Annotated in this window: 13 protein-coding genes; 11 read left to right on the forward strand and 2 right to left on the reverse strand. The window is 72.5% G+C overall.

The features are described from left to right. Window positions 1-120 precede the first annotated feature (120 nt). From ACFWYM_RS05075 to ACFWYM_RS05110, 8 genes are all read left to right on the forward strand, one after another. Window positions 121-2,346: a serine/threonine-protein kinase gene (locus ACFWYM_RS05075; RefSeq protein WP_384830067.1), complete on the forward strand. Its 2,226-nt coding sequence runs from the start codon at window positions 121-123 to the stop codon at window positions 2,344-2,346. Between the two features lie 127 nt (window positions 2,347-2,473). Then, a complete protein-coding gene (locus ACFWYM_RS05080; protein ID WP_384830070.1) occupies window positions 2,474-5,953 on the forward strand; it encodes a protein kinase in 3,480 nt (1,159 codons plus the stop codon). A gap of 224 nt (window positions 5,954-6,177) precedes the next feature. Further along, window positions 6,178-7,779, forward strand: coding sequence for a serine/threonine-protein kinase (locus tag ACFWYM_RS05085; protein ID WP_384830163.1), 1,602 nt, complete (start codon window positions 6,178-6,180; stop codon window positions 7,777-7,779). A 127-nt stretch (window positions 7,780-7,906) separates the two neighbouring features. Beyond that, window positions 7,907-9,568 (forward strand): protein kinase, encoded by a 1,662-nt coding sequence (locus ACFWYM_RS05090; RefSeq protein WP_384830074.1) that lies wholly within the window; start codon window positions 7,907-7,909, stop codon window positions 9,566-9,568. A 107-nt stretch (window positions 9,569-9,675) separates the two neighbouring features. Further along, window positions 9,676-11,442: a serine/threonine-protein kinase gene (locus tag ACFWYM_RS05095; protein WP_384830077.1), complete on the forward strand. Its 1,767-nt coding sequence runs from the start codon at window positions 9,676-9,678 to the stop codon at window positions 11,440-11,442. A 42-nt stretch (window positions 11,443-11,484) separates the two neighbouring features. Beyond that, window positions 11,485-13,185, forward strand: a complete 1,701-nt coding sequence (locus tag ACFWYM_RS05100) for a serine/threonine-protein kinase (RefSeq protein ID WP_384830080.1) — start codon at window positions 11,485-11,487, stop codon at window positions 13,183-13,185. 180 nt (window positions 13,186-13,365) lie between these two features. After that, window positions 13,366-14,982 (forward strand): succinic semialdehyde dehydrogenase, encoded by a 1,617-nt coding sequence (locus ACFWYM_RS05105; RefSeq protein ID WP_384830083.1) that lies wholly within the window; start codon window positions 13,366-13,368, stop codon window positions 14,980-14,982. Between the two features lie 48 nt (window positions 14,983-15,030). Next, entirely contained in the window at window positions 15,031-16,851 is a 1,821-nt protein-coding gene (locus tag ACFWYM_RS05110; RefSeq protein WP_384830086.1) for a GMC oxidoreductase, read from the forward strand. 101 nt (window positions 16,852-16,952) lie between these two features. Here the strand turns inward: ACFWYM_RS05110 and ACFWYM_RS05115 are convergent, their stop codons facing one another. Next, on the reverse strand, window positions 16,953-17,993 hold the full coding sequence (locus ACFWYM_RS05115; RefSeq protein WP_384830089.1) for an LAETG motif-containing sortase-dependent surface protein: 1,041 nt from the start codon (window positions 17,991-17,993) through the stop codon (window positions 16,953-16,955). Between the two features lie 277 nt (window positions 17,994-18,270). Between ACFWYM_RS05115 and ACFWYM_RS05120 the strand changes: the two genes are divergently transcribed. Together ACFWYM_RS05120 and ACFWYM_RS05125 are read left to right on the forward strand one after the other, a co-directional pair. Beyond that, a complete protein-coding gene (locus ACFWYM_RS05120) occupies window positions 18,271-18,693 on the forward strand; it encodes a hypothetical protein (protein WP_384830092.1) in 423 nt (140 codons plus the stop codon). A gap of 150 nt (window positions 18,694-18,843) precedes the next feature. Continuing rightward, on the forward strand, window positions 18,844-19,596 hold the full coding sequence (locus ACFWYM_RS05125; RefSeq protein ID WP_384830094.1) for a hypothetical protein: 753 nt from the start codon (window positions 18,844-18,846) through the stop codon (window positions 19,594-19,596). A gap of 702 nt (window positions 19,597-20,298) precedes the next feature. On the opposite strand, the gene ACFWYM_RS05130 is transcribed toward ACFWYM_RS05125, so the two are convergent. After that, window positions 20,299-20,598 carry a chorismate mutase gene (locus ACFWYM_RS05130; protein WP_384830097.1) on the reverse strand — a complete coding sequence of 100 codons (300 nt, stop codon included), beginning with the start codon at window positions 20,596-20,598 and terminating at the stop codon, window positions 20,299-20,301. 432 nt (window positions 20,599-21,030) lie between these two features. On the opposite strand from ACFWYM_RS05130, the gene guaA reads away from it, so the two are divergent. After that, window positions 21,031-22,620, forward strand: coding sequence for a glutamine-hydrolyzing GMP synthase (gene guaA, locus ACFWYM_RS05135; protein ID WP_384830100.1), 1,590 nt, complete (start codon window positions 21,031-21,033; stop codon window positions 22,618-22,620). The last annotated feature ends 44 nt before the right edge of the window (window positions 22,621-22,664 follow it).

Genomic DNA, 22,664 nt, shown 5'->3' on the forward strand with positions numbered 1-22,664 from the left:
GTGCGGGTTCTCGTGGGGGACTGAGGACCCGCGGCGACGACCGGTCCTCGCGTGAGGGACAATGAAGGCTCTGTCAGGGCGGGTTGCGCGGGTCGCAGCGGTAGCAAGCAGAGGGGACGCATGTCGGACGCGGAGCAGACGGGTGAGGCCCGTCAGGACAAGAGCGAACGTCTCCTCTCCGGGCGCTACCGGCTGGGAGAAGTGCTCGGCCGCGGCGGCATGGGCACGGTCTGGCGCGCGAAGGACGAGACGCTCGGCCGTACGGTCGCCGTCAAGGAACTGCGCTTCCCCTCCAGCATCGACGAGGACGAGAAGCGGCGCCTGATCACGCGTACGTTGCGCGAGGCCAAGGCGATCGCCCGGATCCGCAACACCAGCGCGGTCACCGTGTACGACGTGGTCGACGAGGACGACCGGCCGTGGATCGTGATGGAGCTCGTCGAGGGCAAGTCGCTCGCCGAGGCCATCCGGGAGGACGGCACGCTCACCCCCCGGCGGGCCGCCGAGGTGGGCCTCGCGATCCTGGACGTGCTGCGCTCGGCGCACCGCGAGGGCATCCTGCACCGCGATGTGAAGCCGTCGAACGTGCTGATCGCCGAGGACGGGCGCGTCGTGCTCACGGACTTCGGCATCGCCCAGGTCGAGGGCGACCCGTCGATCACGTCGACGGGCATGCTCGTCGGTGCCCCCTCGTACATCTCTCCGGAGCGGGCGCGCGGGCACAAGCCCGGCCCCGCGGCGGACCTGTGGTCGCTTGGCGGGTTGTTGTACGCGGCCGTGGAGGGCGTGCCTCCGTACGACAAGGGTTCGGCCATCGCGACGCTCACCGCGGTGATGACCGAGCCGGTGGAACAGCCGGTGAACGCGGGTCCGTTGGAGAAGGTCATCTACGGCCTGCTCGCCAAGGACCCGGAGCAGCGGCTCGACGACGCCGGGGCGCGGACGCTCCTCACGGAGGTGCTCCACGCTCCCGAGGTGCGTGCGGCCGAGCCGGTCGAGGCGACGAAGGTCGTGCCGCTGCCGCCGGTTCCGGGTGGTTCCGGTTCCGGTGGTGCGGGCGGCTCCTCCGGGGGCGGCAGCAGGGGCGAGGAGGCGGCTGAGCGGCTTCGCGGGGCGTTCCGCTCGGTGCGGAAGAAGGCGGCTGCCGCGGCGGCGGGTTCGGCCGCCGGGGCCAAGGCAGTTGGCGCGAAGGGTGCCGGGGCGAAGGCCGCGGGCGCCAAGACCGCGGGTGCCAAGGCCGCAGGTGCCAAGGGTGCTGCTGCGCAGGACGGTGCGGAGCAGGCCGTCGGCGCGAAGGGGGCGGCTGCTGTTGAGGGGGCCGCTGGTGGTGCCGGGGTGGCCGAGGCGGCGAAGGCTGGTCGGCAGGCGGCTGAGGCCGGGCAGGCTGAGGCCGGGAAGAAGGCGGCTGGGGCGAAGGCGGTCGGGGCGAAGGCGGCCGGGGTCGGTGCGGTGCCGCCTGTGCCGTCGGCTTCGCCCGCGGCTGAGGGCGCGGGTGCCGCGGCGGCCGGTTCGGCGGCGGGGACAACTGGCGGGGCCAAGACGGGAGTCGCGGCGACGGCTCCGATGCCGGCCCGGCCCGGTGGGCCGCCCAAGGCGTCGCTCACCGACGTGGTGCCGCGCCGGACGCTGGTGATCGTGTCCGTGGTGGTCGCGCTCGCCGTGCTCGGTACGGTCCTCGCGATCGCCCTGAGCGGTGGCGACAGCTCCGGCAAGGACAGCAAGGGCGGCGACAAGACCGCGTCGAGCGGGGCCACCGGGGGCGACGGCAAGGACAAGGACCCGGCCAAGGACGACGGTTCCGGCAAGGGCGACGGACAGGGCACGCAGCCGGACAAGGGCAAGGGCGAGGGCTCCGGGGCCGGGCAGGACGATCCGGCGAAGGACGACAGCGACAAGGGCAAGGATTCGGACGAGGGCGCCGCATCCACGTACAAGCACGGTCAGGGCTTCACGATCGGGCTGCCCAAGGGCTGGAAGTACAGCTCCACCGGTGCCTCGGGTGCCCGCTTCACCGGCCCCAACGGGCAGAAGCTGCTGGTGGGTTGGACGCACACGCCCAAGGACGATCCGGTGGCCGACTGGAAGAGTCAGGAGTCGTACATGCGCAGGGCGCAGTATGACCGGATTCGGATAGAGAAGGTGGACTTCCGGGGCTGGAACACGGCGGACTGGGAGTTCACCTACGTCGAGGGAGGCACGAAGTACCGGTCGATAGACAGGGGCTTCGTCGTCAACGACGGGCTGGGCTACGGAATGATGTACACGGCCAAGGCCGACGACTGGGGGAGCAAGGACCGGCGGGCGACCTGGAAGACGCTCACCCGGACCTTCAAGCCGAAGTCCTGACTGCTGTTCGCCTTCGGCACGTATCGTGAGTGCCTGCGGACTATGCGCAGCCGGAAATGGCGCCTGCGTATCCGCAACAGGCCCTTGAGCGAACGGAATTGACCACCGGCGGGACGGGGGAGGCGTCGTGGACGAATACGCGGGTCGGGTTCTCGCCGACCGCTACCGGCTGCCGCTGCCGTCCGCGGAGGAGCACGAGTTCGCGGACACGTTCGCGGAGACGCGGGCCTTCGACACCTACAGCGGCCAGGAAGTCCTGGTCAGACAGGTGCCGTTGCCGGAGACGGTCGAGGCCGAGGTGCTCGACGCGGAGGAGTGGGCCGGTCCGGGGGCGGTGGCCGTCGCGGCGCCGCAGCGGGGGCAGGGGCGCGGCTTCGAGCGGGGCTCCGGGCGGGCCGGACAGTCGACGCGCAGGCCCACGGACCCGGCGGTGCGGCGCGCGATGGAGGCCGCACAGGCGGCGGCGCAGATCCCCGATCACCCGCGGCTCGACCAGGTCTTCGATGTGTTCGCGGAGGACGGTTCGCTGTGGATCGTCAGCGAGTTGGTGTCGGCGCGGCCGCTGTCCGCGCTCCTCGAGGACCAGCCGCTGACCCCGTACCGCGCGGCCGAGATCGCGGCCGACGTCCTGACGGCGCTGCGGGCGCTGCACGCGCACGGCTGGGTGCACCGGAACATCACCACGCGCACGGTGCTGGTCTGCGACGACGGCCGGGTCATGCTGACGGGGCTGGCCGTGGGGGCGGCGGAGGAGGCGTTGTGCGGGTACGACCCGCGGCCTGAGGAGCAGGGGGAGCCGGGGTCGGCGGAGGGGGACGAGGGAGTCGGGGGCGGCGAGGGAGTCGGGGGCGGGGACGGGGGAGCTGAGGCGGAGGCTCCGGAGGTCTTGGAGGGGGCGCGTGAGCCCAGGGCCGAACTGGAGTACCGGGCTGGGGAGTCCCGGGCCCGGGAGGGGCAGGGGATCCGAGAGGCCCGAGAGGCCCGAGAGGCCCGAGAGGCCCGAGAGGCCCGAGAGGCACGGGGGAACCGGCAAGACCGGCAAGACCGGCAGGACCGGGAGGCCCAAGAGGGGTGGGAGTCGCGGGTGTTGCCCGGTGGGGCCATAGCCGCGTACCAGGCGGGGACGAGGGCGGCTGCCCGGGTGCGTGAGGAGCGTGCGGGTGAGGGGCCCGACGGGGGCCGGGAGCGGGACCGCGACCAGGGCCGGGCTCAGGGGCAGGACCAGGACGGCGCCGACGACGGTGACAGCAGCGGGCGGATAGCCGACCCCTACGGGGTGCGGGGCAGCAGTGGCCGGAGCAGTCGCAGCACGTGGCACGGGGCCGTTCCCCGCCCGGGTGTGGGCGGGATCGCCGACTGGCGGGCGGGCCAGGGGCCGCTGCGGGGTGACGGGGCGGCCGGACTCGAGGGTGCTCGTGGGGTGTTGAGCGAGCGGGGGTTGCCGGACGGGTTCGATGTGCGGGCGGTTGAGGGGCCGGACGGGGCCGAGGGTGTGGAGGGGGAGGCGGGGTACGGGAGCGAGTACGGGGGCGGTGAGTACGGGGGCGCGTACGAGGGCGAGTCCGGGGCCGATTTCGAGGGCGAGCCGGGGTTCGAGGACGGGCCGGACTCCGAGTTGGACCGGGAGTCCCGGTACTCCGGGTACGAACCGGAGGCCGCCGTGTACGACCGCGGAGCCTCGTACGACCGCGGAGCCTCGTACGACCGTGAAGGCTCGTACGACCGTGGAGCCTCATACGGTCGCGAAGGCTCGTACGACCGCGAAGCCTCGTTCGGTCGCGGAGTCAGCGCCGACCGTGAAGCCTCGTTCGACCCCGAGTCGGAGTACGCACCTGCCAGTGCCGCCGATCTCGAGCGTTCGCGCGGGATGCAGGCCGGGGGCGCTCGTGCCGTGGATGCCGAGACCGGGGTGGAGCTCGTCAAGGCCGGGTCCGGTGCCGGGTCCGGTGCCGGTGGCGGTCGCGATAGCGGCGGATGGGGGGAGGGCGCGGCTTCCGGTGGGGCCCGGCGTGGGCCCGGGACCGCGCTCGCCGCCGAGCGGGCGCGGCAGGCGCGGATGGCTGTCGTGGGGCCCGTCACCGAGCGGTGGGCGCCCGAGCAGGCCGGGCCCGTGCACGCCAACTGGCAGTTGGCGGCGCCCATCGGGCCCGCCACCGACCTCTGGGCCCTGGGCGCGCTGCTGTTCCGTGCGGTGCAGGGGCACGCCCCGTACCCGGAGGACAGCACCACCGAGCTGGTGCAGATGGTCTGCGCCGAGCCGCCCGCGTTCGCCGAGGAGTGCGGTCCGCTGCGGCCCGTCGTGGAGTCGCTGCTGCGCCAGGACCCCACCGATCGGCTCGACTTCGAGGAACTGCGCGGCTGGCTGCGGTCGTTGGTGCGGTCCGCGCCCGAGCCGGAGGCGGGGGCGGACGTCGTGCCCGCGCCGCCGTTCGACGCGCGCCGGCTGCCCATCGTGCGGCGCCGCGGTGAGATCGTCCGCAGGCGGTGGCGTCGCGGGGCCTCGGCCGCGGCGGCCAACGGGCACGGGCGGCACAAGCGCGGTCGCGGTGAGGGGGCTTCGCTCGCCGCCGAGGGCCGGCCCGCCGAGGGCCGGTTTGCCGAGGGCCGGCCCGCCGAGGACCGGTTTGCCGAGGGCCGGTTCGCCGAGGGGCGGGCCACCGAAGCCGTACGCGTGCGCGTGCCGAAGCAGACCAAGGAGCGGAAGGCGCAGAAGGTCCAGAAGGCGCCGAAGCCGCCCCGGGCTCCCAAGCCCGCGAAGGTGCCGCGCGCCCCCCGGCCCGCCAGAGCGCCCAAGCCGCCCAGGGCGACCAGGGTTTCCGCCTCCATGAGCAGCGCCGGGGTGGCCGCGGGCGCGGGGCCGCGGAGTGCGGCGCGCGGGCCCAGGTCGCTCGGGCGGCTGCTGTTGATCGCCGTCCTGGTGGGACTCGTCGCCGCGGTGGCGTACGCGATGCTGTTCATGCCCAAGAGCGGTGGCTCGGACGACAAGGGCGCGGGCGGCGGGCAGACCGGTGCGGCGGGCGAGGTCAGTCAGGCGCCGGGCGACAAGGAGCCGACCGCCGGTTCCAGCGATGACGACAAGCCCGGCGACAAGCCCAGCGAGAAGCCGGAGAAGAGCCCTGGCTCCGAGGAGCCGCAGACCACCGCGCCCGAGGTGCCGCAGGGCTTCACGCTCCGCAAGGACCCCGAGGGCTTCCAGGTCGCCGTCGCGCGCGGCTGGGACCGCCAGCCCAAGAACGGGCGGGGGCAGGTCCGTTACACCCACGGCTCCTTCGAGCTCCTCGTCGTGCCCGGCCGGGACGGCACGGACGAGTACGGCACCGACCCCATGAAGTACCAGAAGGAGAACGAGCGGGAGCTGCAGCCCTACCGCGACTCCTCCTGGGCCACCGTCGGCGGGCTCCGCAGCATCGATGTGGGCGGACGCGCCATGGCCGAGGGGCAGTACACCTGGCAGGGGCCCGACGGCGGCGACATCTTCGTGCGCAACGTCGCGATCGTCGTCGGCGACTCGTACCACGTCGTGCAGGTGCGCGGGCCCGAGGCCGAGCGCGACGAGGTGGACCGGCTGTACGAGGCGGCGCAGAACTCGTACCGCGCGAAGGGCTGATGACCCGGACGAAGGGCTGAGGGCCGACCCGCGCGATGTGCTGAGGCCGCGCGCGCCCGGCGCAAGGCGGCGCTCCGTGGCGGACCCTTCGTGCACCGTGGAACACCCCGTCCCTACGCGTCATGCGTCACAGAGCGGTCTCCATGCACCCCCGCTGGTTCCCTGAGAGGTCACCGCTCCCTAACCTTGCCCTGTCAAGACCATTGCGGGGGAACGTGAATCAGATGCAGGGCCTGCTCCTCGCGGGCCGCTACCGACTCGGTGAGTCCATCGGCCGCGGTGGCATGGGACGGGTGTGGCGCGCGCAGGACGAGGTGCTGCACCGGGCCGTCGCGGTCAAGGAACTGACGGCCGCGCAGTACGTGCAGGAGGCCGACCGCGCGGTCCTCCTCGCGCGCACCCAGACCGAGGCGCGCGCCGCCGCCCGGATCAACCACCCCGCCGTCGTGACCGTCCATGACGTCCTGGAGCACGACGACCGGCCGTGGATCGTGATGGAGCTCGTGGAGGGCCCCTCCCTCGCGGACGCCGTGCGGGACGACGGCCGGGTCGAGCCGGGCGAGGCCGCCCGCATCGGCCTCTGGGTGCTGCGGGCCCTGCGCGCCGCGCACACCGCCGGGGTGCTGCACCGGGACGTGAAGCCCGGCAATGTCCTTCTCTCGCGCGATCGTCGCGTGCTGCTCACCGACTTCGGGATCGCCCAGGTCGAGGGCGACTCGACGATCACGCGGACCGGCGAGATCGTCGGCTCCGTCGACTACCTGGCGCCCGAGCGGGTCAGCGGCGCGGCGCCCGGGCCGGCCTCCGACCTGTGGGCGCTCGGCGCCACGCTGTACACGGCGGTGGAGGGCAACTCCCCGTTCCGGCGCACCTCTCCGCTCGGCACGATGCAGGCCGTTGTCACCGAGGACCCCGCGCCGCCGGAGCACGCGGGCGCGCTCGGGCCCGTCATCATGGCGCTGCTCGCCAAGGACCCGGCCGTGCGGCCGGGCGCCGACGAGGCCGAGCAGATGCTGGCCGAGGCCGCGGAGGGGCGCCGTCCCGACGCGGCGCAGGCGTATGTGCCGACGCGGGTGCACACGCCGACGCAGTCGGTCTCCTCGTCCGTATCGCCGGTCGGGGCCGCGCCGTTCCCGTCGCCCCACCCCCACCCGTCCGACACCGTCGTACGCGGCGGCGCCCTGCCCGAGCCGTCCGCGAAGCCGCGCCGCCGCTGGCCCGCCGTCGTCCTGGTGGCCGTCCTGGCCGCGCTGCTCGGCGGCGGTGGCGCCGTGGCGTATCTCCAGTACCAGGACCGGGACAAGGGTTCCGGGCAGTCGCAGGGGGACCCGGGCGCGGGGGCGAACGACCCGGGGAAGGGCGGCGAGGGGCAGATCCCCACCGGCTGGGTGCGCAAGCACGACGCCGAGGGCTTCAGCCTCATGGTGCCCAAGGGCTGGCAGCGTCAGATGGACGGCAACCAGATCGACTACACGCCGGACGGCGGGCGGCGCTTCGTGCGCATCGCCATCGACCGCAAGCCGCAGTTCGAGTCCCCGTACACGCATCAGGTGGCCCTGGACAAGAACCTGCGGGTCAAGCTGCCGCAGTACAAGCGGCTCCAGCTGAACTCGAACACCTTCCGCGACCAGCCCGGCGCCCTCTGGGAGTTCAGCTGGACGGGCGGCGCGAACGACACGACGGCGGGTCCCCGGTACGCCATCGAGCAGACGTACTTCAGCAAGGACGGCGTCGAGTACGCGATCTATCTGTCGGGTCCCGCGGCGGAGCGGGACAAGATGCGGGGACAGTTCGACGCGATGCTGCGCAGCTGGCGGGAGCGGTGACGGTCCGGGCCTGACCTCGCGTCCTGGTTCACCGGCCTGATCCCCCGTCCTGATCCCCCGTCCTGATCCCGTCCTCGTACCGGAACCAGTCGCCTTCCTTCGCACATGTGTGGGGCATGATGGCCGCATGGGGAGCCTGGGAGGTCACGCTGGTGGGGGCAACGGCCGTGTCATAGCAGGCCGTTACCACCTCGAGGCGCGGCTGGGCCGGGGCGGCATGGGGGTCGTCTGGCGCGCCACCGACCGTTTGCTCGGGCGTCGGGTCGCGGTGAAGGAACTCGTGCTCGACGAGACGCTGTCCGACGCGGAGGCCACCCTGCAGCGGGAGCGGACCCTGCGCGAGGCGCGGGCCGTCGCGCAGCTGCGGCATCCGCACATCATCGTGGTCCACGACGTGGTGGTGCAGGACGACCACCCGTACATCGTCATGGAGTTCATCGACGGGGACTCGCTCGCGGCGCGCATCTCGCGGACAGGGCCGCTGGATGCGCGCGAGGCCGCGCGGATCGGCCTCGACCTGCTCGGCGCCCTGCGCACCGCGCACTCCTCCGGGGTGCTGCACCGCGACCTCAAGCCCGCCAACGTCCTCATGGAGGAGGCCAGCGGCCGCGTCGTGCTCACGGACTTCGGGATCGCGCAGGTCACCGGGGCGACGACGCTCACGGAGATCGGCTCGTTCGTCGGCTCGCCCGAGTACACCGCGCCGGAGCGGATGGCGGGGGAGCGGACCGGGCCCGAGTCCGACCTGTGGTCGCTCGGCGCGCTCCTGGTGACCACGCTGACCGGGGAGTCGCCGTTCCGGCGGGACTCGATCGGCGGGGTGCTGCACGCCGTCGTCTACGACGAGATACGCCCGCCCGCCGTCGTCGAGCCGCTGCTGCCCGTCGTCCTGGGCCTGCTCGAACGCGACCCGGATCTGCGCCTGGACGTGGTCGCGGCGGAGCGGCTGCTGCGCGCGTACGTGGAGACGGGCAGCATGCCGGGGGCCGCCGGGCCGGGAGGCGGGCCGAAGGGCGGTCCGAGGGGCGGGGCCAGAGGGGGGCGCACCCCCGCGTACTCGCCGACGATGCGGTCCGTGCCCGCGCGGCCCGTCCCGACGCGCGGCGCCCCCGCCCCGGCCGCCGCTTCCCGGCGCGGCCGCACCGCGCTGATCGCCGCGGCCCTGGTGGCGGCGGTGGCCGGGGGCGGGGTGTCCGCGGTGCTGCTCCTCGGCCGGGACGGCAACGGCGGCGGCGCGCCCACGACTTCGGCCCCCACGCCCCCGTCCGCGACGACGGACGGGCCGCGCCCCACGCCCACCGTGACGGTCACCAAGGGGACCCGTACGCCCAGGCCCAGCACGCCCGAGGCGCCGGACGGCTACCGGGTGGCGCAGGACCCCGAGGGCTTCATGCTCGCCGTGCCGAAAGGTTTCACGCGCGAGCAGCAGGGCCCGCGGATCTTCTACGTCTCGCCGGACGGTGCCTTCCGCATCGGCGTCAAGGAGGCCGCACCGCAGCCCGGCGGCCCCCTCGCCGTGCAGCGCCGCTCGGCCGCCAAGGGGCCCGCGAACAACCCGGGTTACCGCGGCGGCTCGGTCACCCAGACCACCCACAACGGCAGGCCCGCCGCGCTGTGGGAGTTCAGCTGGGACGGCTTCACGGAGAAGGAGGGCGCCCGGCACACGGTCGACCTGTGCTGGCAGGAGGGTGGCCGGATGTATGACGTGTGGGTGTCGGCTCCGGTGGGGAAGGCGGCTGAGGGGCGGCGGTATTTCGACACGGCGGTGGACTCGTTCGTACGGGGGTGAGCCCGGGTCCCCGTACGTGAGACGGGCGGGGTGCGAAGGTTCGCAGCGGGTCACAAATCAGGTACGCGAGTGGAATCGGGGGTGCCTCGCACGGTAGGGATGGAGCCATGAGTGACAACGGGGGACCCTCCTACGGCCCGAACGACCCGACGACTTTCGGCCTCCAGCCGCCGCAGCGGCCGGGTGTGCCCGCGCAGCACCCCGGAGCCCCCACGCCGCCCCCGTCGCCGTATGCGCAGCCGACGCAGGTGGTGCCGGGGCAGCAGGGTCAGCCTGATCAGCAGCCGTCGGCCCCGGCGGCCCCTGCTGCTCCCGCTGCTCCCGCTGCTCCTTCCGCGCCCGACCCGGGCGCGGGCCGTCTGATCGCGGGCCGCTACCGCCTCCTCAGCAAGCTCGGCCACGGCGGCATGGGCACCGTCTGGCGGGCCAAGGACGAGACGGTGGACCGCGAGGTCGCGGTCAAGGAGCCCCGGGTCCCCGACCACCTCCCCGAGCGGGAGCGGGCCAACGCCTTCGAGCGGATGCGCCGCGAGGCCCGGGCGGCGGCCCGGCTCGACCACCCGGCGGTGGTGAACGTCCACGACGTGGCCGTGGAGGACGGTCAGCCGTGGATCGTCATGGAGTTCGTGCAGGGCCGCTCCCTCGGCGATGCGCTCCAGGAGGGCACGCTGAGCGCCCGCGAGGCCGCGCGCGTGGGCCTGGAGGTCCTGAACGCCCTGGACGCCGCGCACCAGGCGGGCATCCTGCACCGCGACGTGAAGCCGGACAACGTCATGCTCGGCCGCCACGACCGCGTCGTCCTCACCGACTTCGGCATCGCGCAGATCGAGGGCGAGACGAACCTGACGGACACGGGGGGTTTTGTCGGCTCCCCCGAATTCATCGCGCCGGAGCGGGTGTTGGGGCAGCGGCCGGGTCCGGCCTCCGACCTGTGGTCGCTGGGTGTGGTCCTCTACGCCGCTACGGAGGGTGTCTCGCCCTTCCGCCGCAGCAATACGCCCGCGACGCTCCAGTCGGTCCTGAACGCGACGCCCGCGGCGCCGGCGTCGGCGAGCGGGCCGCTGGCCGACGCGATCAACGGCCTCCTTGCGAAGGACCCGGCGCACCGGCCGAACGCGGTCCAGGTGCGGGGCCTGCTCGAGGAGGCGGTCAAGCCGCCGCAGCAGCTGGCGGCCACGCAGTTCGCGCCCCTCGCCGGCGCCGACGGATCCGCGGGCCCTGCGGGCGCCAAGGGCGGCGTCACCCTCAGCCGGAAGGCGCTGCTGGGGATCGGGGCGGCGGTGGTCGCGGTGGTGGTGGCGGGGGTGCTCGTCGCGGTGAACCCGTTCGCGGGGGACGAGGAGCTGGCGGGCGGCCTCACCGAGCACCCGCTGAAGGCGATGGGGGCGACGGTGGCGGCGCCCAAGGGGTATGCCAAGTCTGTGCCCTCGGATACGGACACGGACAAGAACTGGGTCCGGTTCACGGACCCGAGCTATGCGATCTCGATCACCCTCTACCGGGACAAGAAGTCGGACGACAGCCTCAACGAGATCGCCGGCAGCGCCGCGGCCGAAGCGTACGACGACGTCGAGGGCATGGAGAATCAGGACAGCGACTTCTCCTGGATGGCGGAGGATCCGGCTCCGAAGGGCACGACCAAGGAGACCAAGTACAAGGAGCAGGCGGCGGCGGAGAACACCGTCGTCTGGGTCGATGACCAGACGGACTCGGACACCCCGCGCGCCCGGGAGTCCAAGGTCTTCTACTACAAGGCCAAGTCCGGCGACATGTACAAGCTCTGGATCGACTACCCGTCCAAGGGCGACTTCACCGAGCGCGGCCGCGACGTGGCGAAGGCCGCCATCGCCAACCTGGACATCACGAAGCTCTAACCGGACTGGCCCCGGCACACCCCCGCACGGTACTCATGACCCATGAGCAACGACGGGGGACGCCGGGCCGGGCCGGGGGACGGGCGCCTGATAGGCGGGCGTTACCGGCTCGGGGAGCGGATCGGGTCCGGCGGCATGGGCACCGTGTGGGGTGCCGTGGACGAGCTGGTCGGGCGGGACGTCGCGGTCAAGGAGCCGAGGCTGCCCGGGGATCCGCACGGGCCCGCGCGCGAGCGCATGGCCGCGCGGCTCTACCGGGAGGCGCGCGCCGCCGCGCGCGTCGAGCACCCGGCGGCCGTCGCCATCCATGACGTGGTCGTGGAGGACGGGCTCCCGTGGATCGTCATGGAGCTGATCCGGGGCGAGAGCCTTCACGAAGTGCTGCAGCGGGGCGCCCTGCCGCCCGCCGAGTCCGCCCGCATCGGCCTCGCCGTCGTCGGTGCGCTCGGCGCCGCGCACGCCAAGGGCATCGTGCACCGGGACGTGAAGCCCGCGAACGTGCTGATCGGCGCGCACGGCCGCGTCGTCCTCACCGACTTCGGGATCGCCCACGTCCAGGGCGAGGAGTCCCTGACCATGAGCGGGGAGTTCGTCGGCTCCCTCGAATTCATCGCGCCCGAGCGGATGTCGGGGCGGGGGGCCGGGCCCGAGTCGGACCTGTGGTCGCTCGGGGTGCTGCTCTACGCGGCCGTCGAGGGGTGGTCTCCCTTCCGGCGTACGACGGTCGAGTCCACGCTCGCCGCCGTGCTGTCCGCCGAGGTGCCGAAGCCCGTGCGGGCCGGTGAACTGGGGCCGCTCATCGAGGGGTTGCTCATGAAGGTCCCCGAGGCGCGGCCCGGCGTGGGGGACGTGGCGCTCGCGCTGGCGGCCGTGGCGGAGGGGCGGGCGCTGCCGGATGCCTTCACCGGGCCGCAGCCGCCTGCTCAAGACCCGTCCGGCATGCGGGAGTTGGCCGACGACGTGGGCACCATGAAGATGGGGCGCCCGGCCGCGAAGGCCGCCCCCGAGCCGGACACTCCCGAAGGGCCCACCGTCACCTCCGGTCCGGACGGCGCCGCCGAGCCGTCCCGTCGCACCCCGGCCCTGATCGCCGCCGCCCTCGCGGGTGCCCTGCTCGTGGGCGGGGGAATCTGGGTCGGCGTCTCCGTGAGCAGGGACGACGAATCCTCGTACGGCGCATCGGCATCGGAGGGCGGCGACAGCGGTGAGATCGCCCCGCCCCGCGAGCCCGAGACGAAGCCCGACCCGTGGAAGGTGCGCCGGGAGAGCAAGATCGTCGCGGAGCTCTCCGTGCCCAGGGACTACCAGGCGTACGCGCGTGAGGACAGCGACACCAACTGGGCCCAGGGCAAGCGGCTCGTGGAGTACGGCGCGAAGGAGGGCGACGGCGCGGTCCTGGTGCGCCTGACGAGGCATGCCATGGGTTCCACGCCCGCGCTGACCTGGGCGCGGCAGATGGGCGAGTTCTGGAAGGACAACGACAACAACGCACGCTCGAACTACACCAAGACGTCCTTCCACGGCTATGACGCGGCGATCGCCGACACCACGTACGACGACGACCAGCGGGCCGTGGGGGACGCGACCCGCTGCATGCAGCTCGGGATCATCACCGACGACCAGGAGTTCTATGAGCTCCGCGTCGACATGCCCAAGGGGACGAAGGAGGAGAAGAAGGGCACCGGGCTCTTCAAGGGAGTGCGTGAGCGCCTCAAGATCGGCAAGGCGATGGTGAACTCGTGAGGGGATCTTCACCGACGCCCTGAAGAGATCTTCCCGGTGCGATCTCTGTGCGGTGTGTACATGGACAACGCCCTGATCAGCGGCTTTGTTGCCAGCGATCACTGGCGTGGTGTGTGCGGTCCGTGAAAGCTGATTACCGATGGGTACCCAAAACCCCCGCGGGCGCCTAATCTCACGACCATGACGGACTCGCAGGCCAGCGCGGCGCCCCACGGTACGAACCCCATCGCCCCCGCCCCCGACGGCGTGCGCACCGCCGCCGACGTGGTCACGCCGGAGCTGGTCGCCCAGCTCACCCGCGACGTCATCGGCTCGGGACGCACGGCCAACCACACGCCGTTCACCGGCGAGAAGCTGGCCGACATACCGGAGTCGACCCCGGAGGACGTGGCCACCGCGTTCGAGCGCGCCCGTGTCGCCCAGGTCGCCTGGGCGCGCACCCCGGTGCGGCAGCGTGCCGCGGTCCTGCTGCGCTTCCACGACCTGGTCCTCCAGCGCCAGGCCGAGGTCCTCGACCTCATCCAGCTGGAGACCGGCAAGGCCCGCCTGCACGCCCACGAGGAGCTCCAGGCCGTCACCGTCGCCGCCCGCCACTACGGCCGCAAGGCCCCCGCGTATCTGAACCCGAAGCGGCACACCGGCGTCGTGCCGACCCTCACGAAGGTGACGGAGAACCGGCAGCCGCGCGGCGTCGTCGGCCAGATCGCGCCCTGGAACTACCCCTTCGAGCTGTCCATCGGCGACGCCCTGCCCGCCCTCGTCGCGGGCAACGCGCTGGTGATGAAGCCCGACACGGAGACCTGCCTGACCGCGCTGTGGGCCCGTGACCTGATCATCGAGGCGGGGCTGCCGTCCGAGGTCTTCCAGGTCGTCATCGGGGAGGGTCCGGTCGTCGGGCCCGAGATCGTCAAGCACGCCGACTACGTCTCCTTCACCGGCTCCACCCGCACCGGCCGCGAGGTCGCGCAGGGCGCCGCGGGCCGCCTCGTCGGCGTCTCGCTCGAACTCGGCGGCAAGAACGCCATGCTGGTGCTGCACGACGCCGACGTGGAGAAGGCGGCGGCCGGCGCGGTGCGCGCCTGCTTCTCGTCCGCGGGCCAACTCTGCATCTCCATCGAGCGGTTGTACGTCCATGAGTCCATCGCCGATGAGTTCGTGGAGCGGTTCGCGGCGCGGACCAAGGCCATGCGGCTCGGGCGCTCCCTCGCGTACGGGGCGGAGATGGGATCCCTTGTCGGCGAGCGGCAGCTGGAGACCACCAAGCGGCATGTGGACGAGGCGGTCGCGAAGGGCGCCACGCTCGTCGCGGGCGGCGTCGCCCGGCCCGACATCGGCCCGTACTTCTACGAGCCGACGATCCTGGACGGCGTCGAGTCCCCGATGTCGGTCTGCGCCGAGGAGACCTTCGGCCCGGTCGTCTCCATCTACCGCTTCACCGACGAGAACGAGGCGGTGGAGCTCGCCAACGCCACCTCGTACGGCCTGAATTCCTCGGTCTGGACGAAGGACGGCAGCCGCGGCCGCAAGGTCGCCGCCCGCCTCCGTACCGGAACGGTCAACGTGAACGAGGGCTTCGCGCCCGCCTACGGCAGCGTGCAGTCGCCGATGGGCGGCATGAAGGACTCGGGGCTCGGCCGCCGGCACGGCTCCGAGGGCATCCTCAAGTACACGGAGGCGCAGACCGTCGCGCACCAGCGGCTCATCCCGCTGGCGCCGTCGTTCGGGATGGACGACGAGAAGTACGCGGCGTTCATGAGCGCCAGCCTCAAGGTGATGAAGGCGTTCCGGCTGCGCTAGCCCGCCCTGAGCAGCCCCGGCCCGCAGAGTTTTCAACGAGGAGAGTCAATGTCACAGGAGAGCTCTGCCCAAAACGAGGGCGCCGGTGAGGAGTACGACTACGACGTCATCGTCGTGGGCTCCGGCTTCGGCGGTTCCGTCTCGGCCCTCCGCCTCACCGAGAAGGGCTACCGCGTCGGCGTCCTGGAGGCCGGGCGCCGCTTCACACGCGAGACGCTGCCCAAGAACTCCTGGGACCTGAAGAACTACCTGTGGGCGCCCGCCCTCGGCCTCTACGGCATCCAGCGCATCCATCTGCTCGGCAACGTCATGGTGCTCGCGGGCGCCGGGGTCGGCGGCGGCTCCCTCAACTACGCCAACACCCTGTACGTACCGCCCGCGGCGTTCTTCAACGACCCGCAGTGGAAGGACATCACGGACTGGCAGGGCGAGCTGTCGCCGTACTACGAGCAGGCCAAGCGCATGCTCGGGGTGCGCCTCAACCCGACGATGACGCCCTCCGACGTCCATCTGAAGGCGGCCGCGCAGGCGATGGGCGTCGGCGACAGCTTCCACATGGCGCCCGTCGGGGTCTTCTTCGGCGACAAGGACGACGCGGACGGGACCTCGACCGCCAAGCCGGGCGCGGAAGTTCCCGACCCCTACTTCGGGGGCGCGGGCCCCTCGCGCACGGCGTGCACCGAGTGCGGCGAGTGCATGACCGGCTGCCGCCACGGCGCGAAGAACACCCTCAACGAGAACTACCTGTACCTCGCCGAGAAGGCCGGAGCCGTCGTCCACCCGATGACCTCCGTCGTCGCCCTCACCGAGGACTCGCGCGGCGGCTACGCGGTCTCCACGCTGCCGACCGACCAGAAGAAGAAGGGCAAGGGCCGTGTGTTCCGGGCGCGGCGGGTCGTGGTCGCTGCCGGGACGTACGGCACCCAGACCCTGCTGCACCGCATGAAGGACGCCGGTCTGCTGCCCGGCATCTCGGCTCGCCTCGGCGCGCTCACCCGCACCAACTCCGAGGCCCTCGTGGGCGCGCAGACCGACGACCGCCGCTACCGCCGCCAACACGGCGCGGACCGGGTCGACTTCACCAAGGGCGTCGCCATCACGTCCTCGATCCACCCCAATGACACCACCCACATCGAGCCGGTCCGCTACGGCAAGAAGTCCAACGCGATGGGCGGCATGACGCTGCTCCAGGTGCCCTACAGCGCGAAGGGCGGCGGCAAGGCGCGGGTCGCCGGCTGGCTCCTGAACGGGGCCAGGCACCCCTGGCTGATGGTCCGTTCGCTCTCCAACCGGCGCTGGTCGGAGCGGACCATCATCGGCCTGGTGATGCAGACCCTCGACAACTCCCTGACCACGTACCGCAAGGAGAAGGGCATCGGGAAGGGGCTGCTGACGGCCAGGCAGGGCCATGGCGCGCCGAACCCCAACCAGATCCCCGAGGCCACGCAGGCGGCGACGCTGCTCGCCGAGGAGATCAACGGCTTCGCGGGCTCGAACGTCGGCGAGCTCATGGGCACCCCGCTGACCGCGCACTTCCTCGGCGGCTGCCCGATCGGCGACTCCCCGGAGAGCGGCGTCATCGACCCCTATCACCGGCTCTACGGCCACCCCGGCATCTCCGTCGTGGACGGCGCCGCGGTCTCCGCGAACCTCGGTGTGAACCCGTCCCTGACGATCACCGCACAGGCCGAGCGCGCGATGTCGTTCTGGCCCAACAAGGGCGCACAGGACCCGCGTCCGGCGCCCGGCACCGCGTACCGGCGGCTCGCTCCGGTCGAGCCGAAGGCCCCTGCGGTGCCCGCGGACGCGTTCGGCGCGCTGCGGCTGCCGTTCCTGGGGATGCCGACGGTGCCACCGAAGGCCGACTAGCGTCCGCTGCGCGCCACTTGCGTACGCGAAAGGACCTGCACCCCCCTCCGAGTGCAGGTCCTTCGCGGCTCAGTGGCCGCTTCACGCGGCTTCAGGCGGCCTTACGCGGCGGCGTCGGCGCCCTTCTTGCGGCGGACGACGAAGACCGCGCCCGCACCGGCGACGACGGCGACGCCGCCGACGAGGCCGAGGGTCGGCAGCATGGAGCTGGAGCCGGTCTCGGCGAGGCTGCCGGTGGTCGGGATCTCCTGCGCGCCGCCCTGCGGCTTCTTGCCCCCCTGCGGCTTGTGGCCGCCGTCGTCCGGTGTGGCGGTGCCCGGGTCCTCGTTGTGGCTGCCGGGCTTCAGGACCGTGAACTCGTAGAACCCGAACGTGTTGTGCACGCAGTTCTTCTCGGAGTCCAGGTAGCCGCCGAGGCCGAGCGCGTAGCCCGCGCCCGCCGGGGCCTTGGCGCTGATGTTGAGGCGCAGCTTGATGTCGACCTTCTGCTTGGCGCCCAGCTCGGTCGAGCCGAAGAAGAGGCCGCCCTCGACCTCGTCCGCGATGGACTCCCAGGTCTTGGTCTCGGGGTTGAAGTACTGGATCTGCGCGTAGGTGGAGAGCCAGTCGCGCTCGTCGTCGCTCTCCGAGAAGCTGTCCACGGCCGCCAGCCACTGGACCTCGCCGAGCGCCTGGTCGCTGTGGTTGGACGCCGTCAGGTTGAACTGGTGCCAGCCGCTGCCCGCGACGATCTTGCCGGGCAGGCCGGTGACCGCGAGTTCGAGCGCGGAGTCGGCGTCGTTGCCGTCCTCGTCGACCGGGCACTCGGACGGCTCGTCCGTGGGCTCGGCGGTCTCGGTCGGCTTGGCGGTCTCGGTGGGCTTGGCCGTGTCGGTCGGCTTGGCCGTGTCGGTGGGCTTGGCCGTGTCCGTCGGCTTGGCGGTCTCGGTGGGCTTGGCCGTGTCCGTCGGCTTCGCCGTCTCGGTCGGCCCGGCCGTGTCCGTCGGCTTGGCCGTGTCGGTCGGGGGAGCCGTCTCGGAGACCGATGCGGTCGGCGTCGGGGTGGTGTCGTCGGTCGCGAACGCGGCCGGAGCCGACAGGAGCGCGAGCGGGGCTATGGCAGCCGTGGCGGCTGCGGCCGCCATGGCACGGCGAAGCTTCATGAAGACCTCAGCGAAGTCCGGCGCACTGCGTCGGTTTCGCAGTGCGGAGGTGGGAGCCCTCCGCGGTGGGGCGCGGGTGTGGCCGTTGTTACGCATGCATGACCCGTGTTCCCTGTGAATGGTTGTCCTCGATTTCACAGAATTCTTATGTGGCGTGCGTCACGTCCCTGGCGCACGATTCCGGCCTCGCCTTGTGCCGTTGCCCTCAGGTGTCGTACAACTGCCCGCGTTTGACGACGAGATGGCGAACGAGACGACGACGAAATGGGGGAGCGGCGTGGCCGTGCAGTCATCCGGCGGTCCGGGTGGACCGGAGGAGGACCCCGTCATACCCGACGAGGTGTGGCGGAAGTTCGAGGAGGACAGCGAGCGGGACATCCGGCGGTCCGAGGCCCCGAAGGAGCCGTCCGCGCGCGCCCGCATGGTGGCCGAACGGCTGCGCCGCCTCGACGAGGAGGCCGAGCGGCAGCGCACCGAGGGGCTGAGCCGCCGCAGGCGCCGCCGCGAGCGCAAGGACCCGGACCGGCACGGTGGCCCCGCCGAGCCCTGGCGCCCGGACGGCTGGCGCGCCGCCCCGGACGGCCCGCGCGCCGACCCCCGGGGCGAGCGGCGCCGCCGGGTGCTGAGCGTGGTGATCGTGATCGGCGGGATGGCCCTGCTGATCGTGCTGTTGAGCCCTTATCGGTTCTGGGCCTGGTAGACGGGTTCGGCCCTGGGCCTGGTGGCGGGTCGGCTCTGGCCCTGATGGCGGGTCTGCGCCGCGGCTCCCGCCCGACGTGCGGTGACGGAACCGAATGCGGTGATCTTGAGTCGTACTGGGGGACTGCAAGACGAAGGTGGGGAACAGGGCATGAGGTCGACGGTGAGGCGTGCGGTGCGGGCCGCTTCGGTGGTGGCGGTGCTGGGGCTGGCGGCGGCGTGCAGCAGCGACGGGGGCGGTGACGACGAGGGCGGCACGAAGCCGTCGAAGTCGGCGGCCGCGCAGGGCGGCGGACAGCCCTCGGCGCAGACGGTGTTGGAGCGGGCGGCGCTGACCAAGAAGGACGTGCCGGGCTACAAGGTCGACGAGGGCACGGGCCGGGACGCGCGGGGCGCCAGGGGCGGGGCCGTGCGGCCGGACGTCTGCCGCCCGCTGGCCGGGGCGTTCGCGTCCGCGCCGCCGTCCGGCGCCGGGGCGCATGTGGACCGTGTGGTGACGGGCGCCGACCTCGAGGACGCCACGTCGACGAGGGTGCGGCTCTCCTCGTACGAGGGCACGGGCGCGAAGAAGGCGATGGCCGACCTGCGGACGGCGCTGAAGTCCAAGAAGTGCGTGACCTTCTGGGACGGCGGCGAGCGCTCCTTCGGCCTGCGCAGCCAAGCCGCGCCCGACAAGGGCGACGAGACCGTCTCGTACAAACTGGCCAGCCGCAAGGGCACGTTCCTCGTCCGCAAGAACGTCACGGTCGTCCGCAGCGGCGCGACCCTCGTGGCCTTCACGGCGGAGAACTTCCACGAGCCGGAGGTCGCCGGGGAGGACGGGGTCGCCGACGAGGCGACCAGGGCCGAGCCCAAGCTGCCCGCGGCGGTCGTCGACGCGCAGCTCGCCAAGGTGGCGAAGTAGCCCACGGGGTCGGGGAGTTGAGAGCAGAGCGAAGGGCCCCGCGGGACGGATCCGCGGGGCCCTCGGCTGTCAGCACCGACGTCAGGGCAGCGTCGGTGCCACAGGGCGGCGCCGGGGGGAGTGCGCCGCTGACCATGGCTACCGGTGGCCGACCCGGCGCACAGGGGGCGCCCGACTGGTATCGACCAATGGCAATGGAGTTCTGGGGTACGGGACTTGAAGCCCCGTCTTACGCATCGTGGTGGATGGGCAGTTGTCGGCGCAACCGCTTCGACCACATCTGGACGGGATCGGGACACGGGACGGGGACGGAGACGGGAGAGGGGTCCAGGGGGAGACCCGCGGGGGGAAGACGGGTGAGAGGGGGGAGAGGGGAGGCCGGCCGGCCCCGGGCGTCCCCGGAGCCGACCGTTCTCTTGGGTGACCGGGCTGCTGTCCCCTGCCGTCCGGTCACATCTCTGGAGCGAGGTCCCACGGCGTGAGCGGATCCGACGGATCCGTACGCCTCATCGCTCCAGCGGAGCCACGCGTGGTTCTTTCGGGCCCGCCCCTGGCTGGCACGGACATCGGGACCAACGAAGCCCGCCCGAGCCCGGTCACGCGCCGTACGGGTGAGAACGCATCCGAACTCAGGTCCGCCCGGGGTGTGCCCCGGTGCCCCGGTGTTCCGGTGCTCCGGTGCGCCCCGGGCGGACGCCCGCCTCAGACGCGGCCCCGGCACAGCTCCAGGAGCGTCATCGCGACCGTCGTGCCGGGCTTGCCGAGCGCGTCCCTGTAGTGGCCGAGGACCTCCATCTCGCGGGAGAGGTTCACGCGGCGGCCGCCCGAGGCGATGCGGGCCTCCTGGATGACGGCCGAGACGGCCATGCGTTCCTGGATGAGCCCGATGATGCGGTCGTCGAGCGCGTCGATGCGGTCACGGGCGCCGGTGATCACGTCGGCGGCCTCGGGGGTGTGGGCGCCGGTCTTCTCGGTGGCAGCGGCAGTGGCGGTGGCGGTCATGTGGGGCTCCTGGTGGGAAGGGGTGCCCCGGAGCGGCAAGGCCCGGAAACCACAGAGCGCCCCGGGCCTTGTCGGCCCGGGGCGCCTGGGAAGTCGCTTGTCAGTGGATCAAGCAGCTCGACCATGGCAGCCGGCGGGCCGGTTGCCATAGGTAAAGAGGAAGCTGAGGTGCTTGGTCACGGGCTCAGTATGCACCTGCGGGCGCGCGCCGGGTCAATCGGGTCCGCCGGGCGGCTCGGATGGTGAGACGGGGCGCCTGTCGGATGCGACGAAGGCGGTCCTCGCCGGACCCCGCCCGTCTGATGCGACGAAGGCGGTTCTCGCCGGACCGTTAGAATCGACAAATACAGACCCCCTGCTCACGCCCTGAGCCCCCGCTCACCGCACTCCGCGCCGAGCTCGGCTCACGCTCAACGCCGGAAGGCCGCCGCCGTGTCCTCAGCGACCCCCGCTGCCGCCGCTCCCGACAGCCCGGACACCGTCCTGGTCGTCGACTTCGGAGCGCAGTACGCCCAGCTCATCGCCCGCCGCGTCCGTGAGGCCCGGGTCTACAGCGAGATCGTCCCGAGCACCATGCCGGTCGCCGAGATGCTCGCCAAGAACCCGGCGGCGATCATCCTCTCCGGCGGCCCCTCGTCGGTGTACGCGGAGAACGCGCCGACCGTGGACCGTGCCCTGTTCGAGGCGGGCGTTCCCGTCTTCGGCATGTGCTACGGCTTCCAGCTGATGGCCACGGCCCTCGGCGGCACGGTCGACGACAACGGCGCGCGCGAGTACGGCCGCACCCCGCTGTCCGTCTCCAAGCCCGGCTCGACGCTCTTCGAGGGCACCCCGGCCGAGCAGTCCGTGTGGATGTCGCACGGCGACGCGTGCAGCGCGGCCCCCGCGGGCTTCTCGGTGACGGCCTCCACGGACGTCGTGCCGGTCGCCGCCTTCGAGGACGACGAGAAGAAGCTGTACGGCGTGCAGTACCACCCCGAGGTCATGCACTCCACGCACGGCCAGCAGGTCCTGGAGCACTTCCTCTACCGCGGCGCGGGCCTCAAGCCGAACTGGACGACCGGCAACGTCATCGACGAGCAGGTCGCCGCCATCCGCGAGCAGGTCGGCGCCAAGCGCGCGATCTGCGGGCTCTCCGGCGGCGTGGACTCCGCGGTCGCCGCGGCCCTCGTGCAGAAGGCCATCGGCTCCCAGCTGACCTGCGTGTACGTGGACCACGGCCTGATGCGCAAGGGCGAGACCGAGCAGGTCGAGAAGGACTTCGTCGCCGCGACCGGCGCGAACCTGAAGGTCGTCGACGCCAGCGAGCGGTTCCTGAACGCGCTGGCCGGGGTCTCCGACCCCGAGGAGAAGCGGAAGATCATCGGGCGGGAGTTCATCCGGGTCTTCGAGCAGGCGCAGCTGGAGATCCTCCAGGAGGACGGCCCCGAGGTCGCCTTCCTCGTGCAGGGCACGCTCTACCCGGACGTCGTCGAGTCCGGCGGCGGCACCGGCACCGCCAACATCAAGTCCCACCACAACGTGGGCGGTCTGCCCGACGACATCGAGTTCGAGCTCATCGAGCCGCTGCGCAAGCTCTTCAAGGACGAGGTGCGCATGGTCGGCCAGGAGCTCGGCCTGCCGGACGAGATCGTCCAGCGCCAGCCGTTCCCCGGCCCCGGCCTCGGCATCCGCATCGTCGGCGAGGTGACCAAGGACCGCCTCGACCTGCTGCGCGAGGCCGACGCCATCGCCCGCGAGGAGCTGACGGCGGCGGGCCTGGACCGCGACATCTGGCAGTGCCCGGTCGTGCTGCTCGCGGACGTCCGCAGCGTCGGCGTCCAGGGCGACGGCCGCACGTACGGCCACCCGATCGTGCTGCGCCCGGTCTCCTCCGAGGACGCCATGACGGCCGACTGGACGCGCATGCCGTACGACGTCCTCGCGAAGATCTCGACGCGCATCACGAACGAGGTCGCGGACGTCAACCGCGTCGTCCTCGACGTCACGAGCAAGCCGCCGGGGACGATCGAGTGGGAGTGACCTCCCCGTAGCCGAACCGTGGGGCGCCGTCCACAGCTGTGGAC

The sequence above is a fragment of the Streptomyces sp. NPDC059009 genome (assembly GCF_042740175.1).
In the GTDB taxonomy this organism is placed as follows: Bacteria; Actinomycetota; Actinomycetes; order Streptomycetales; family Streptomycetaceae; genus Streptomyces.